This is a genomic window from Pseudomonas sp. GL_093, from assembly GCF_057837605.1.
Map to the genome: position 1 here is coordinate 6356807 of NZ_CM174448.1, position 14837 is coordinate 6371643.

Below are 14837 nucleotides of genomic sequence, written 5' to 3' on the forward strand. Positions count from 1 at the left end.
GGTATGCAAACGCGCCGGTATGCCGGCCAGGAACAAGTCAGGCGCGCCAACGCCAGCGGGCCAGGGCCTTGATGACTTTCATCCAGAGTTTGCGAGTGACCACCACGATGGCGTTTCCAGAAGGGGGTTGAACAGCGTCGGGCAACGTTATCTCAGCGGCCGGATCCAGGCAACCGCGAATTAACTTGCGCAGATCGTCGATCACCAGCGCCGGCGACTCTTCGGCAATCGGTCGGCCGTGGTTATAACCGTAACTGAGCGCCACGCATTTGACCCCCGCCGCTTTCGCCGCCAGCACATCGCTGCGCGAATCGCCGACGAACAAGGATTGCGACGCCGGGATATTGGTCATTTTCATCACGAAAAACAGCGCTGCCGGGTCCGGCTTTTTCTGTGGCAGGGTGTCGCCGCCGATGATCAAGCGGAAATAACGACCGATTTTCATCTGATCCAGCAGCGGCGCGACGAAGCGCTCCGGCTTGTTGGTGATCAGCGCCATCTCGACGCCCTGCTTGTGCAGCCATTTCAGGGTGTCGCGCACGCCGGGGTAAACCACCGTCAGCTCGTGACCATCCTCGTAAAAGCCGTTGAACAGCTCCAGGGCATGCTCGGCCTCGACGTCATCGACACCCTCGGCGTCGATGTGGTTGGCCAAGGCCCGGCGCACCAGCGTGTGCACGCCGTTGCCCACCCACTCGCGCACCGATTCGATGCCGGCAGGTTTACGCCCGAGTTTGAGCAGCATGTTATCCACAGCCGCTGCGAGGTCGGGGACCGAATCGATCAGCGTGCCATCCAGATCGAACATCACCAGCCGCGGCAGAGACCCCGGGAACAGCTGCTCAAATCCACTCATGGGCGGGCCAGCGCCAGTTCGGAACGCATCTTTTCAATCACCTCTTGGTAGTTCGGCGCATTGAAGATCGCCGAGCCGGCGACGAAGGTGTCGGCGCCAGCAGCGGCGATTTCACGAATGTTGTTCACGTTCACGCCGCCGTCGATTTCCAGACGGATGTCACGGCCGCTAGCATCGATCAGCGCCCGTACTTCACGCAGTTTATCCAAGGTGCTGGGGATGAACTTCTGCCCGCCGAAGCCTGGGTTGACGCTCATCAGCAGGATCATGTCGACCTTGTCCATCACGTACTTGAGCACGTCCAGCGAGGTCGCCGGGTTGAACACCAGGCCTGACTTGCAGCCACCTTCGCGGATCAGTTGCAGGGAACGGTCGACGTGCTGCGTGGCTTCCGGGTGAAAAGTGATGTAGGTCGCGCCGGCTTCGATGAAGTCACCGACGATGCGGTCCACCGGGCTGACCATCAGGTGCGCGTCGATCGGCGCGGTCACGCCGTACTTGCGCAGCGCGGCACACACCATCGGGCCGATGGTCAGGTTCGGCACGTAGTGGTTGTCCATGACATCGAAGTGCACGAAGTCGGCGCCAGCGGCCAGGACGTTGTCCACTTCTTCACCCAGGCGGGCGAAGTCGGCGGAGAGAATCGACGGAGCAATTACGAAGGGCTGCATGACGCACCTTTTTTGAGCAGAATCACGATGGCGCGCATTGTATACCTCATGCTTTGACCCGCGCACCGTGGCCGCGATGATTGGGCCTGCCATCCATTATTTTCTGTGCCGCGTTGTCGTCTGAAAGCGGGCCAGGCAAGGCGCAGTCCGCCGGTAATGGTTGTTCCCTTGCCAAGGACTGCAACGCAGCCTGGCCCGCTTTCAGACACAACCCGAAGGGCCGGGCCTGCTGTTGCGCAGGGCTGCGTTGCTCGGAGCTTATTTGGAATGACCAAACCACGCTCCTCGCGCCTTGCCCTGCGCAACAGCAGACCCGGCGCGGCACAGAAAATAATGGATGGCAGGCCCTAGTACGCCGCTCGGTAGATCTTCTCGATATCGACGGCACTCAATTTGCGTGGATTGTTGCGCATCAGGCGCTCAATTCCGGCCGCCTCCACCGCCATGGCCGGGATGGCATCTTCTGGAACGCCGAAGCTGTGCAGGCCCGGCGGGATTTCCACCGCTGCGCACAACTCGGTCATCGCCTCTACGGCCTTGTCCGCCGCGTCGTTGGCGCTCAGATGAGCGGTCTTCACCCCCATGGCCTCGGCGATATCTTGCATGCGCTCCACGCAGGCCATTTTGTTCCAGGCCATGACATACGGCAGCAGCAAGGCGTTGCTGACGCCATGGGCAATGTTGTAACGGCCGCCCAGCGGGTACGCCAGCGCGTGCACCGCGCCGACCCCGGCATTACCAAATGCCATACCGGCCATCAGGCTGGCGGTGGCCATGTCTTCGCGGGCCTGGAGATTGGAGGGATTGGCGTAAGCCTTCGGCAGCGCCTTGGCGATGAGCTTGATGGCGCCGATGGCCAGTGCGTCGGTAATCGGTGAGGCGTTGAGCGACAGATAGGATTCGATGGCGTGCACCAGTGCATCGACGCCACTGGCAGCGGTGACACTGCGCGGACAGGTCAGGGTCATTTGCGGGCTGACCAGCGCCACGTCCGGTAATAGATAGTCGCTGACGATGCCTTTCTTCAGCTGCGCGACCTTGTCGGAGAGGATCGCCACGTTAGTGACTTCCGAGCCGGTACCGGCGGTGGTCGGAATGGCGATCAGCGGCGGGCCTTTGCGCGGCACCTGATCGATGCCGAACAGATCCTCCAGCGCCCCGTGATAACCGGCGTAGGCCGCGACACTTTTAGCGATGTCGATGGCACTGCCGCCGCCCAGGCCGATCAGTCCGTCGTGCCCGCCCTCGCGGTAGACCCGCATGCAGTCTTCGACGATGGCGATTTCCGGGTCTGGCAACACACGGTCGAAAATTTCGTAGGTCCGGTCGCCCAGCTGCGCCAGCGCCAGCTCGACCGTGCCGGACTTGACCAGTGCGGCATCGGTGACGATCAGCGGGTTGTCGATGTCCAGGCGTGTCAGTTCAGCCGCCAGTTGCTCGATGGCACCTGCGCCGGTGATCAGTTTGTGAGCGATTTTGAAAGAGGAAATACTCATGTGCGCAGCCTCTTATAGATAGGGGAGCTGGGCACAAGAGTAGCTGGGGATTGGGGTTTGTCTGCTATTCAGGTGATGAATGATCGGTTGGTTTGCGGTGTTGGGTGAGCATTGGGTGGGTCAGTTGGATCGACCCCTCACCCTAACCCTCTCCCCAGAGGGGTGAGGGGACTGACCGAGGTGTTTGTACTGAATACGGCGACCTGAAAATTCCGAGTCGAACTCAGGTTTTGAAAAGCTTGAAGATCAGCTCCCTTTCCCCTCTCCCCACTGGGGCGGTCCGACGTTTCGGGAGGGTTGGGGTGAGGGGTGGCTCTCCAGCTCGCCACTAAACCTGGGCGGTACGCAGTTTTTCGCTACGGCCGCGCAGCCACTCCAGGGTCAGCAGCAGGATTACCGAGAAGGCAATCAGCAGGGTCGCTGCGGCAGCAATCGTTGGGCTGAGGTTTTCGCGGATGCCGCTGAACATTTGCCGAGGCAACGTCGCCTGTTGAGGGCCGGCGAGGAACAGCGTTACCACCACCTCATCGAACGACGTCGCGAAGGCAAATAGTGCCCCCGAGATCACTCCCGGCGCGATCAACGGCAAGGTCACGCGGCGGAATGCCGTCAGCGGCGAAGCGCCAAGGCTGGCCGCCGCACGTACCAGGTTCTGGTTGAAACCTTGCAAGGTAGCCGACACGGTAATGATCACGAACGGCACACCCAACACCGCATGCACGACGATCAGCGAGACAAAGCTGTTACCAAACCCCAGTGGGGCAAAGGTCAGGTAACTGGCCACACCAATGATCACCACAGGCACCACCATCGGCGAAATCACCAGTGCCATCACCAGCGGTTTGCCGGGGAAGTCGCCCCGTGTCAGGCCGATTGCCGCCAGCGTACCGAAGATCATCGCCAGCACAGTCGCCGCCGGAGCAACGATGATGCTGTTCTTCAGCGAACGCATCCACTCGGCCGAAGCGAAGAAGTCCTGGTACCAGTGCAGCGAAAAGCCTTGCAGCGGGTACACCAGAAAACTCCCGGAGTTGAACGACAGCGGGATGATCACCAGCACCGGCAGAATCAGGAACAACAGGACCAGCCCGCAGAGAATGCGCAAGCTGTAGAACCACACCCGTTCAATGGGCGACATATAAGGACTCAGCATTTCGTTCTCCCCTTAGCTCAGGCGCAGGCGACTGGCGCCCACCAGCCAGCTGTAAATCAGATAAAGCACCACGGTCGCCAACAGCAGCAGCCCACCGAGTGCGGTCGCCATGCCCCAGTTGATGCTGGTGTTGGTGTAAAAGGCGACGAAGTAACTGACCATCTGATCGTTCGGGCTGCCCAGCAAGGCCGGGGTGATGTAGTAGCCGATGGCGAGGATGAACACCAACAGGCAACCGGCGCCGACACCGGCATAGGTCTGCGGGAAGTACACCCGCCAGAAACTGGCGAACGGGTGGCAGCCGAGGGAAATCGCGGCGCGCATGTAGGTCGGCGAGATGCCTTTCATCACGCTGTAGATCGGCAGAATCATGAACGGCAGCAGGATGTGCACCATCGAGATGTAAACCCCGGTGCGGTTGAACACCAGCTCCAGCGGTTTATCGATGATGCCCATCGCCATCAGGCCGCTGTTGATCAAGCCACCCGATTGCAGCAACACGATCCACGCGGCGACCCGCACCAGGATCGAAGTCCAGAATGGCAGCAGCACCAGAATCATCAGCAAGTTGCTTTGCCGTGACGGCAGGTTCGCCAGCAGGTAGGCCAACGGATACGCCAGCAGCAGGCAGATCACGGTGATGATCAGCCCCATCCAGAACGTCCGGGTAAAGATGTCGAGGTAGATCGCCTGATCGGGCGTGGCCGGGGCGATTTCGCCGAGGTCATCGATACGGTGATCAACCGCTGCCAGCAAGTAATAAGGCGTGATGCTGCTGGTGTTGCGGCGCACGGCTTGCCAGTAGGCCGGGTCGCCCCAGCGCTCGTCGAGACCTTCCAGCGCTTCTTTATAGGAGGCCGGTTCGGTGGCTAATGGTAAGGCACGTGCTGTTTTGGTCAGCAGGCTGCGGTAGCCGGCCAACTCCATGTTCAAGCGCTTGGACAGGTCGCCCAAGGTCTGATTCTTGCGGGCTTCAGCGAGGTCTTCGCTGGCCGCCTTGTAAACCGGTTCAGCGGGCAGGCCACGGCCATCCCAACTGGCGATAGCCGCCACGGTGCGCGGCATGCCGCCGACCACTTCCGGGTTACCAACGCTTTTGTAGAGCAGCGCCACGATGGGCACCAGGAACACCAGCAACAGAAACAGCACCAACGGCGCGATCAAGGCTTGTGCTTTCCAGCGGTTGATCCGCTCGGCGTGCTTGAGCCGCTGCTTCAAGGTGGGGTCGGTGCCCGCGTTCAGGGGAATGGCGGTGGCCATGGCGTACTCCGGAAATCTTTGATCGTTGCAGAGGTGGCGTACCACCTCGAACTTTTAGTGTGGGAGCGAGCCTGCTCGCGATGGCGACTTCAAATTCAACATTGATGCTGACTGATACACCGCAATCGCGAGCAGGCTCACTCCCACAGAAGGGCGAGCCCTCTAGTTACTTCGCAGCCCAGGAATTGAAGCGCTGTTCCAGTTGCTCACCGTTGTCAGCCCAGAAGCTGACGTCGATCTGCACCTGGTTGGCGATGTTTTCCGGGGTGGTCGGCATGTCTTTCAGGACATCCTTGGCCAGCAACGGTACGGCTTGAGTGTTGGCCGGGCCGTAGGCGATGTTTTCCGAGTAGGTCTTCTGCTGCTGCGGCATCACCGAGAACGCGATGAATTTCTTCGCCGCTTCAGCGCGTGCTTTATCCAGACCTTTTGGAATGGCCCATGCGTCGAAGTCGTAGATACCGCCGTTCCATACGACTTTCAGGTTGCTTTCTTTCTGCACGGCAGCGATCCGGCCGTTGTAGGCAGAGCTCATGACCACGTCACCGGAAGCGAGGTACTGCGGCGGTTGCGCGCCGGCTTCCCACCACTGGATGCTTGGTTTGAGCTCATCGAGTTTCTTGAACGCGCGGTCCTGACCATCCTTGCCGGCCAGTACCTTGTAGACGTCTTTCGGCGCAACGCCGTCGGCCATCAGAGCGAATTCCAGGGTGTACTTGGCGCCTTTACGCAGGCCACGTTTGCCCGGGAATTTCTTGGTGTCCCAGAAATCCACCCAACTGGTCGGTGCGGAAGCCAGTTTGTCGGCGTTGTAGGCCAGCACGGTCGACCACACGAAGAAGCCCACGCCGCATGGCTGGATGGCGCCTTTGACGTAGTCTTCGGACTTGCCGAACAACTTCGGATCAAGCTGCTCGAACATGTCTTCGTCGCAACCACGGGACAGTTCTGGCGATTCAACTTCTACCAGGTCCCAGGACACGCTCTTGGTGTCGACCATGGCTTTAACCTTGGCCATTTCGCCGTTGTACTCACCCGCCACGATCTTACCGTTACCTGCCGCTTCCCACGGCGCGTAGAAGGCTTTGACCTGCGCTGCCTTGTTCGCCCCGCCAAAGGACACCACGGTCAGGTCCGGGCCCGCCGCCATTGCGTGTGCCGCACCGATCATGCCCATGACCAAAGCGGTGAATTTCAGGGATCTCAACATTTATTGTTCTCTCCACGTGCAGGGTTGGTGTTGTTGAAGCAGGGGGCGATCAATGCGCCTCTAAAAGTGGGTCGAGCGCGCGAACGTGTTCGACCTGCCAGCCAAGCGGTACCACGTCGCCGACGGCCAGCGCGGGATCGAGCTCGGCAATCGGTTGTTTCACAAAAAAATCGGTCTTGCCGCAGACTTCCAGGCGAACCCGGACGTGGTCGCCCAGGTAGATGAATTCCTCCACCCTCCCTGAAAAGCGGTTGACGCATTGATCGCTTGCGCCGTTGAGGCTAATGCGCTCGGGGCGAATCGACAGCGTGACCGGTTCCCCGGTCTTGCCGACGTTGACCGCCAGGGCCTCAACCTTTTCACCGCGACCCAACTCAACCACGCAGCGGTCGCCGGTGTGGCTGTGCAAGCGGCCGTTGAGGCGGTTGTTCTCGCCGATGAAGTTGGCGACGAAGGTGTTTTTCGGCTCTTCGTAGAGGGTGCGCGGCGGCGCGATCTGCTGAATCTCGCCCTGGTGGAACACGGCCACGCGGTCGGACATGGTCAGCGCTTCGCCCTGGTCGTGGGTCACGTAGACCACGGTCACGCCGAGGCGCTGGTGCAGGTGCTTGATTTCCATCTGCATGTGTTCACGCAGTTGTTTGTCCAGTGCACCGAGAGGTTCGTCCATCAGCACCAGTTGCGGTTCGAACACCAACGCCCGGGCCAAAGCCACACGCTGTTGCTGACCGCCGGACAGTTGCGCCGGATAACGCTGGGCGAAGGTGTCGAGCTGCACCATGCTCAGAACTTTTTTGACCTTGTCGCTGACATCGCTCTTGTTCAAGCCGCGCACGGTCAATGGGAACGCCAGGTTCTCGGCGACCGTCATGTGCGGGAACAATGCGTAGTTCTGGAACACCATGCCGATGTCGCGCTTGTGTGGCGGCACGTTGTTGATGGAACGCCCGGCCAGCTGGATTTCGCCTGCGGTCGGTGTTTCGAAACCGGCGAGCATCATCAGGCTGGTGGTCTTGCCGGAGCCGGACGGGCCGAGCAAGGTGAGGAATTCGCCTTTGCGAATCTCCAGGTTGAGGTCTTTGACGATCAGGTTCTCGCCGTCGTAGCTTTTTTGTACTCCACGAAAGCTGACCAGAATATCGCTGGCCCCTGCGCTTGAATCGACCTGGCTCATACCCACACCTTTGTTGTGATGACTGCTGTGGACTAAGCCTAGTGGACGCTGCCGACCGCGCAAATCGGGGCGCAGGAGAGAATGGCCTCAGCAGGATGGAAGGTTGGGGGTAGGGATTGCCCTACAAGGATGGCGGGGATGGATAGGGCAGCGGCTAGCTTGACGCTGCAAGCCGCAAGAACCGGCAAAAGCGGCTTTGCAGGATGTCGTAAATGGGCATGCGACCACTATCCCTGTGGGAGCGAGCTTGCTCGCGATGGCGGCAGCACATTCAACACTTCTGTGACTGACCCGCCGCTATCGCGAGCAAGCTCGCTCCCACAGGGGGTTGCAGTGAATCAGTGGAATACGATGTGTTAGAGGAGTTTGTGCTCCATCGCGTACTTCACCAGTTCCGCCAGGGAGGTGATGTTGAGTTTCTGCATCAGCCGCGCCTTGTGGGTGCTGATGGTTTTACTGCTCAAGGCCAGTTGCTGGGCGATGTCGTTGACGTTGGCGCCCTGGGCCAGGCGTTCGAACACCGAGAATTCGCGCTCGGACAGCAACGAGTGCAACGGCCGCGAATCGGTCAGGCCGACTTCGAAGACCATACGGTCGGCCAGGTCCGGGTCGATGTAGCGCCCGCCCGCCGCGACCTTGCGGATCGCCGTCAGCAGCAGCGCCGGATCGCTGTCCTTGGTCGCATAACCCGCAGCGCCGACCTTCAACGCACGGGCGGCCATTTGCGCTTCGTCGTGCATCGACAACACCAGAATCGCCGGCGGATTGTTCAGCGCGCGAATCCGCGGAATCGCCTCCAGCCCGTTAACCCCGGGCATGGAGATGTCCAGCAAGACCACTTCGCAGGGAACATGGCGCAAGGTCTCGAGCAACTGCTCGCCATTGCTCGCCTCCCCTACCACCAGCAAATCCTTGGCCAGGCCGATCAATTGCTTGATGCCTTCGCGGACGATGGTGTGGTCTTCGGCTACCAGTACACGGATCACTTACTTCTCCTCATCCAGCGGCACTCGCACGCTCAGGGTCGTGCCTTCACCCGGTTCACTCTCAAGCGACAACTGTCCGCCCATGATCAACACTCGCTCGCGCATGCCGACCACCCCGAAGGATGTTGACCTACCGGTGGCGGGGACAAATCCTACGCCATCATCACTGACGGTCAGACACAACTCGTCGCCTTCCAGCGCCAATGTCAGTTCGACAGTATGCGCCTGGGCATGGCGCATGACATTGGTCAGCGCTTCCTGAAGGATCCGGAACAGGCCAATCGCCTTGGCATCACTGAGCACCGGCAGATTCTCCGGCACCTGCACCAGACACGGAATCTGCGTGCGCGCTTCGAATCGACGGGCCTGCCACTCGATAGCCGAGGCGATCCCGGCGTCGAGAATCGGTGGCCGCAGTGCCGTGGCCACGTCGCGTACCAATTGGAACAGCTGCGCTATCAGTCGCTTCATGCTGTTCAAGCGTTCATTCAGACCAGGGTCGAGTTGGGCGTAGGCCAATTCGCACATGGAGGTTTCCAGTTTGAGCACGGTCAACATCTGACCCAGTTCGTCGTGAACTTCCCGGGCGATGCGGGCCTTTTCCTCTTCCCGCACGCTCTCCAGGTGAGCCGACAACTCGCGCAATTGCTCACGAGAGCTGGCCAGCTCCAGTTCGATGCGTTTGCTCTCGCTGATGTCCCAGACGATCCCGTCCCAGACATAGGCGCCGTCTTCGAGTCGGCGGGTGATGGCCTTGATCTCGGCCCAGCGCTGTTTGCCCGAACGGGTGAGAATCCGTCCCTGCCACGACCAGTCACTGTCGGTATCCAGCGCATGGTCCTGGGTTTGGTGATAACTGGCCTTGTCGTCCGGGTGCACCAGGCTGCGCAGGCCTTTGTCGCGATGGGCCAGGGTGGCCGGCGAGTAACCGACCAGGCTCTCGCTGCCTTCACTGATGTAGGCAAAGTCGATCTGCCCCGTCACCGGCGCCCGTTCCAGACGAAAGACCAGTCCTGGAACGTTGGCGGCGATCCCTTGCAATCGGGCCTCGCTTTCCTGCAACGCGGCCAACGCACGGCGGCGCTCGGTGACGTCGTTGAGGTAAACCACCAGGTATTCGCTGTCGCGAAACCGCAAAAAGCTCAGCGAAACATCCACCGGCAGATTGCTGCCATCCGCCCGTATGCAGTTGGTTTCGAAACTTTGCGGGCCGTCTTCACTGGCCCGGGCGCGTTTCCACAGGTTCAGCCAGCGATCCATGTGCAAGCCGGGCTCGAAGTCGATCAGCGGCCGATCAATGATCCCGCCCGCCGGATAACCCAGCATGGTTTCGCCCGCGCGATTGGCGTAGCGCACATGGCTGTCCCAGTTGACCCAAAGGATGCCGACGGTACTCTGGTCGATGGAGAACTGGGTGAGGCGCAACGCTTCTTCGCTGGCGGCACGCAGGGCAATGTCTTCGCGCGCTGCCCGCAAACGATGCTCAAGACTGTGCTGCTGCCGACGCTGCCAGAACACGATGGCCATGCTGCTCAGCATCAATACCGCCAACAACAGGCAGAGGTTTTGCCAGAAACCCGGGGACTCGGTCAGGCGCGGGTATTTGGGTTGCAGCCACTGGTTGTGCAGCTGCTCCAGGTCCTTGGCCGGGATCGCCCGCAACGCGCTTTCGACGATGCCAGCCAGTTCCGGCCAGTCCCGGCGCGTGGCCACCCGCAACAGTTGCGGCAGGCCGATGTCGCCCACCACCACCAGCCCGGCGAATTCCGGCTCGGCGGACAAACGCCCCAGCTGCGCTTCGTCGACCACGGCGTAACTGGCCTGCTGACTCAATAACAGTTGCAGTGCCTGGCGCTCGATCGGTACGCCTTGAAGGTTCAGGTGCGGGTAATTGCTGCGCAGGTAATCGGCAGTGGCGCCGGGCATGCGCACGGCGACGCGGGTCTGGCTGTCGAGTTTTTCCAGCTCTACCACGCCGGTGCTTTTCTGGTCGCTGACCACCAGTTGCGGCACCCGCATATACGGGTCGGAAAACTGCCAGAGACGCAGGCCACCGGGGGTTTGAGTCAGCCCCGGAGCGATGTCGATTTCACCCTCGCGCGCGGCGTCTTCCAGCTGCGCCAGGTCGGGAAAGTTGCGCCAGCTCAGCTCGACTTTGAGCGCCTTGGCCAGCCACTTCATCAGCTCGACATTGACCCCGGACAAACGCTGCAAGCGGCGATCGTATTGGGCGTAGGGCACTTGCAACACCAGCCCCACGCGCAATTCGCCATGTTGCGCCAGCCATTGCTGCTGGCCCGCGGACAATTGCGCGACATGCACGGGTGGCGCGGGAGCCGCCCAGCCCATCAAGGGAAACCACAAACAGCCGATAACCCACAGGCAGCAAAAACGCATCATCGAAGTCTCACACACTGACAAATACTGACCAACCCATTAGGCTGCCGGAATAACTTCTGGCCTGGAATATCCGATGCCCCCTGTCTACCGCCTGGCACTGCCAGCATTGTGCCTGTCGCTGATCCTGCCTTGCGCCTTTTCTGTCGAGGCCGCCGCCCCGGTACCTGCCGCAACGGAAACACCCGTAGAAGAAAAACCGGTCGAGCGCCAGCCGCTGCTTGAGCGTAGTCAGGAAGAAGCGTCTGCGATTGAGCGACAGATCCCTGCTCAGGAACAGCAGCAACTGCAAGCGGGCAGCGACACGTTTCTGGCCTTGTGGAAACCGGCCAATACCGCCGACCCCAAAGGCGCGGTGATTATCATCCCGGGCGCCGGCGAAACCGTTGACTGGCCGCAAGCAATCGGTCCATTGCGACGTAAATTGCCGGACGCCGAATGGAGCAGCCTGAGTATCACCTTGCCGGACCTGCAAAGCGATGCCATTGCGCCGCGTATCGCAGAAGTGGCACCGACACCAAAAGCCCCTGACACCGGCAGCAAAGACTCGACTACCGCAGCGCCCATCGAACAAGCGGCGGGCGGCGAAGCGGAGGTGGCGGACAAGGCGATCGCCGAAACCACCGAGGAACAGGCCAAAGCCGACGCCGAACGAATCTTCGCCCGCATCGACGCCGCCATTGCCTACGCCGAACAGCAAAGCGCTCGCAGCATTGTCGTGCTGGGGCATGGCACTGGCGCCTACTGGGCCGCGCGCTACCTGAGTGAGAAGCAGCCCTCGCAAGTGGAAAAGTTTGTGATGGTCGCCGCTCAGATGCCGGCGAAAGCCAAACCAGAGCTGGTCGAACTGACACCGACCCTGAAGCTGCCCACCGCAGACATCTTCTATATGGATAGGCCGCTGGATCGCAACCTGGCGCTGGAACGTTTGCAGGCCAGCAAACGCTTGAAGACTTCGGGGTTCAGTCAGGTTTCGCTCAAGGCTTTGCCCGGTAACTCCAAGGCTGAGCAAGAGCAGCTGTTCCGTCGGGTGCGAGGCTGGTTGAACCCACAGAACGCGGTGAACTGATAGACCGCTACCGAAAATCCCGCCGCTCACGAATCAATGTGTAGGCGCTATGCAGTTCGCGAGTCTTGTCAGTGGCTTCGCGAACCTGCAACGCCGTCGCACCGCTGCCGGCGATCTTGTCCGGGTGATGGCGACTCAGCAGGCGTCGATAAGCACGCTTGATCTGCGCCGGCTCGGTGGTCGCCGAAACGCCCAAAAGCCGCAGAGCATCTTGATAGGTCAGCACGCTGCTGGCCTGTGCAAACTTGTGCTGCTCGTAATCGACCGACAGAGCCTGCACCTGTCGTGACGTCCAGCCCAGCCATTTACCCCACTGCCTGATCAGCTCTCGCTCAGCGCTACCGGCGCGGCCATCAGCCCAGATCATCCGCCAGCAGGCGCGCAAGACGCCTTCGGCCGCATGAGGCTGAGCGCTCAAGCGGCGCAAATAACCGCGCAACCGGTCATCTCCCGACTTGCCGCGATTGAACGCGGCAATGGCCCGACGCTGGGCCGACTCGGTCATGTCCAGCGAACGCATTTCCTGACGGGCCTGCTGGATGTGGCCTTCCACCACCCGTCCATCGCACTTGGCCAGCCGCCCCAACAACACAAACAGCAGTTCATCGTTGCGCAGCACCGAGCGGCCACCGAGCTTTTCTCGCAAGTGCGCCCAGCTCTGTATGTGCAAGTGCCGATCCAGCACCTGCCCCAACAAGGCGCCCAGCATGGCCCCCGGAATGCTGGCGATGTAAAAGCCCGCACCGGCTCCAATCAGAGTCCCTGGCCACAACATGTCAGCGTCTCGCTTCTAACAGGGTTTCGACTTCAGCCAGACGTTCGTGAGTGCCAACATCCACCCAATGTCCATTAAGGTGCTCACCGGTGACGTGTCCATCGGCCATCGCCTTGCGCAGCAGCGGTGCAAGCTTGAAGGCGCCGGCGGAGCAACCGTCGAACAGCTGCGGGTGCAGGACCGCGATGCCGCTGTAGGTCAGGGTTGCAGTGTCCGGTTGACCGTCGCGTACTCGCCCGTCGATCAGACTGAAATCGCCGGTCGGATGATGGGCAGGGTTGTCCGCCAACACCAAATGCGCCAGCCCGGTGATAGGTTGGTGCAACACGCTGAAGTCATAGTCGGTCCAGATGTCACCGTTGACCACCATAAAGGCCTCGTCACCCAGCAACGGCAGCGCGCGGAAAATCCCGCCTCCGGTTTCCAGCGGCTCACCTTCCGGCGAGTACTGAATACGTACGCCGTATTGCGAGCCATCACCCAGGTAGTTTTCGATCAGCTGGCCGAGCCAGGCATGGTTGATCACCACCTCGGTAAACCCCGCCACCGCCAAGGCCTTCAAGTGATACTCGATCAACGGAATACCGCCAGCGCGAACCAGCGGTTTCGGCGTGGTCAAGGTCAGCGGGCGCATGCGCTCGCCTTTCCCTGCCGCCAGAATCATTGCCTTCATGCATTCACTCCAGCACGCAGACTCAGCAGCAACACATCCAGCTCGGCCAGTTCAGGACGGCGGGCGATCACGGCGTCTATATAAGCGAAGAAGCGTGGCACATCGCCGAGATAGCGCGGCTTGCCGTCGCGGTGGCAGATGCGGGCAAAGATGCCGATCACTTTCAGGTGCCGCTGCACGCCCATCAGGTCGCTGGCACGCAGGAAATCATCGAAATCGGGCTGAACCGGGATCCCGAGATCGCCCGCTTGCTGCCAGTAAGCTTCCAGCCAGCCGCGCACACGCGCCTCGGGCCAGCTGAGGAACGCATCCTTGAACAGGCAGGTCACGTCGTAGGTCACGGGACCATAGACGGCGTCCTGGAAATCCAGCACGCCGGGATTTGGCTCGCTGAGCATCAGGTTGCGTGGCATGTAGTCGCGGTGCACCAGCACTTTGGGCTGGGCCAGCGCGCTGTCGATCAATAGCTCAGTCACGTTCTGCCAGAGCATTTGCTGCGCCGAGTCGAACTCGATACCCAACTCGCGCTTCACGTACCACTCGGGGAACAATTCCAGCTCGCGACGCAGCAGCGCCACGTCATAACTTGGCAGTGGTGCAACCATCGGCAACTGCTGAAAAGCCAGCAGCGCTTGCAGGGCATCCTTGAACAAATCGTCGGCATTTTCGCTGTCGATCACGTCCAGGTAAGTCTTGTTGCCCAGGTCATTGAGCAAAAGAAAACCACGTTCGAGGTCTTCGGCATAAATTTTCGGAACATTTATTCCGGATTTCGCCAGCAAAAAAGCGATATCCACGAAGGGTTTACAGTTTTCCTGGGGCGGTGGCGCGTCCATCACGACGAAGCTTCTGCCCTCGCCTTCCCAGCGGAAATAACGTCGAAAACTCGCATCGCTACTGGCCGCGGTCAACGTGGCCGGGGGTACGGCACCCCAACCCTGTTCTGTAAAGAGGACAGCCAATTGCTCATCGAGCCAAACTTTCAGGTGTTGCAAACGTACATCTTGGTCAGGCATTGCAAGGGTCTCCGACGGCGCTAGCCGTCAAGCGGGTCATGCTTTATTATCCAGCATCTTTTTCAGACCATCGAGAGGCGTGCGGCCCACACCGCGGGCAG

The 14837-nt window shown here is 60.6% G+C and carries 13 protein-coding genes; 1 reads left to right on the plus strand and 12 read right to left on the minus strand.

The window, feature by feature from the left end; all coding sequences use genetic code 11:
- Positions 1-37: 37 nt before the first annotated feature.
- The 9 genes from AC3IUE_RS29430 to AC3IUE_RS29470 all read right to left on the minus strand — a co-directional run bounded on the left by AC3IUE_RS29430 (position 38) and on the right by AC3IUE_RS29470 (position 11206).
- Positions 38-856, minus strand: a complete 819-nt coding sequence (locus tag AC3IUE_RS29430; protein WP_489264446.1) for a phosphoglycolate phosphatase — start codon at positions 854-856, stop codon at positions 38-40.
- Positions 853-1527, minus strand: coding sequence for a ribulose-phosphate 3-epimerase (gene rpe / locus AC3IUE_RS29435; RefSeq protein ID WP_056741319.1), 675 nt, complete (start codon positions 1525-1527; stop codon positions 853-855). Before rpe ends, AC3IUE_RS29430 begins: the two co-directional genes overlap by 4 nt.
- 347 nt (positions 1528-1874) lie before the next feature.
- On the minus strand, positions 1875-3023 hold the full coding sequence (locus AC3IUE_RS29440; protein ID WP_056741318.1) for an iron-containing alcohol dehydrogenase: 1149 nt from the start codon (positions 3021-3023) through the stop codon (positions 1875-1877).
- A gap of 328 nt (positions 3024-3351) precedes the next feature.
- Positions 3352-4176, minus strand: a complete 825-nt coding sequence (locus AC3IUE_RS29445) for an ABC transporter permease (RefSeq protein WP_046045385.1) — start codon at positions 4174-4176, stop codon at positions 3352-3354.
- Positions 4177-4188: 12 nt separating this feature from the next.
- Positions 4189-5436, minus strand: coding sequence for an ABC transporter permease (locus AC3IUE_RS29450; protein WP_056741316.1), 1248 nt, complete (start codon positions 5434-5436; stop codon positions 4189-4191).
- Positions 5437-5602: 166 nt separating this feature from the next.
- Positions 5603-6646 (minus strand): ABC transporter substrate-binding protein, encoded by a 1044-nt coding sequence (locus tag AC3IUE_RS29455; protein WP_033056205.1) that lies wholly within the window; start codon positions 6644-6646, stop codon positions 5603-5605.
- 49 nt (positions 6647-6695) lie between these two features.
- Positions 6696-7820, minus strand: a complete 1125-nt coding sequence (locus tag AC3IUE_RS29460; RefSeq protein ID WP_056741314.1) for an ABC transporter ATP-binding protein — start codon at positions 7818-7820, stop codon at positions 6696-6698.
- Between the two features lie 356 nt (positions 7821-8176).
- On the minus strand, positions 8177-8806 hold the full coding sequence (locus AC3IUE_RS29465; RefSeq protein WP_003210977.1) for a response regulator: 630 nt from the start codon (positions 8804-8806) through the stop codon (positions 8177-8179).
- Complete coding sequence (locus AC3IUE_RS29470) at positions 8807-11206, minus strand: PAS domain-containing sensor histidine kinase (protein ID WP_489264447.1); 2400 nt, start codon at positions 11204-11206, stop codon at positions 8807-8809.
- Positions 11207-11279: 73 nt separating this feature from the next.
- On the opposite strand from AC3IUE_RS29470, the gene AC3IUE_RS29475 reads away from it, so the two are divergent.
- Positions 11280-12272, plus strand: a complete 993-nt coding sequence (locus tag AC3IUE_RS29475; RefSeq protein WP_489264448.1) for an alpha/beta hydrolase family protein — start codon at positions 11280-11282, stop codon at positions 12270-12272.
- A 7-nt stretch (positions 12273-12279) separates the two neighbouring features.
- Here AC3IUE_RS29475 and AC3IUE_RS29480 read toward each other — a convergent pair whose 3' ends face one another.
- Genes AC3IUE_RS29480 through AC3IUE_RS29490 form a run of 3 tightly spaced genes read right to left on the minus strand, consistent with a single transcriptional unit; the run spans position 12280 to position 14736 of the window.
- Positions 12280-13047 (minus strand): TerB family tellurite resistance protein, encoded by a 768-nt coding sequence (locus tag AC3IUE_RS29480; RefSeq protein WP_489264449.1) that lies wholly within the window; start codon positions 13045-13047, stop codon positions 12280-12282.
- 1 nt (position 13048) lies between these two features.
- Positions 13049-13720: an N-acetylmuramate alpha-1-phosphate uridylyltransferase MurU gene (gene murU / locus AC3IUE_RS29485; protein WP_056741310.1), complete on the minus strand. Its 672-nt coding sequence runs from the start codon at positions 13718-13720 to the stop codon at positions 13049-13051.
- A complete protein-coding gene (locus tag AC3IUE_RS29490) occupies positions 13717-14736 on the minus strand; it encodes an aminoglycoside phosphotransferase family protein (protein ID WP_489264450.1) in 1020 nt (339 codons plus the stop codon). Before AC3IUE_RS29490 ends, murU begins: the two co-directional genes overlap by 4 nt.
- Positions 14737-14837: the final 101 nt, after the last annotated feature.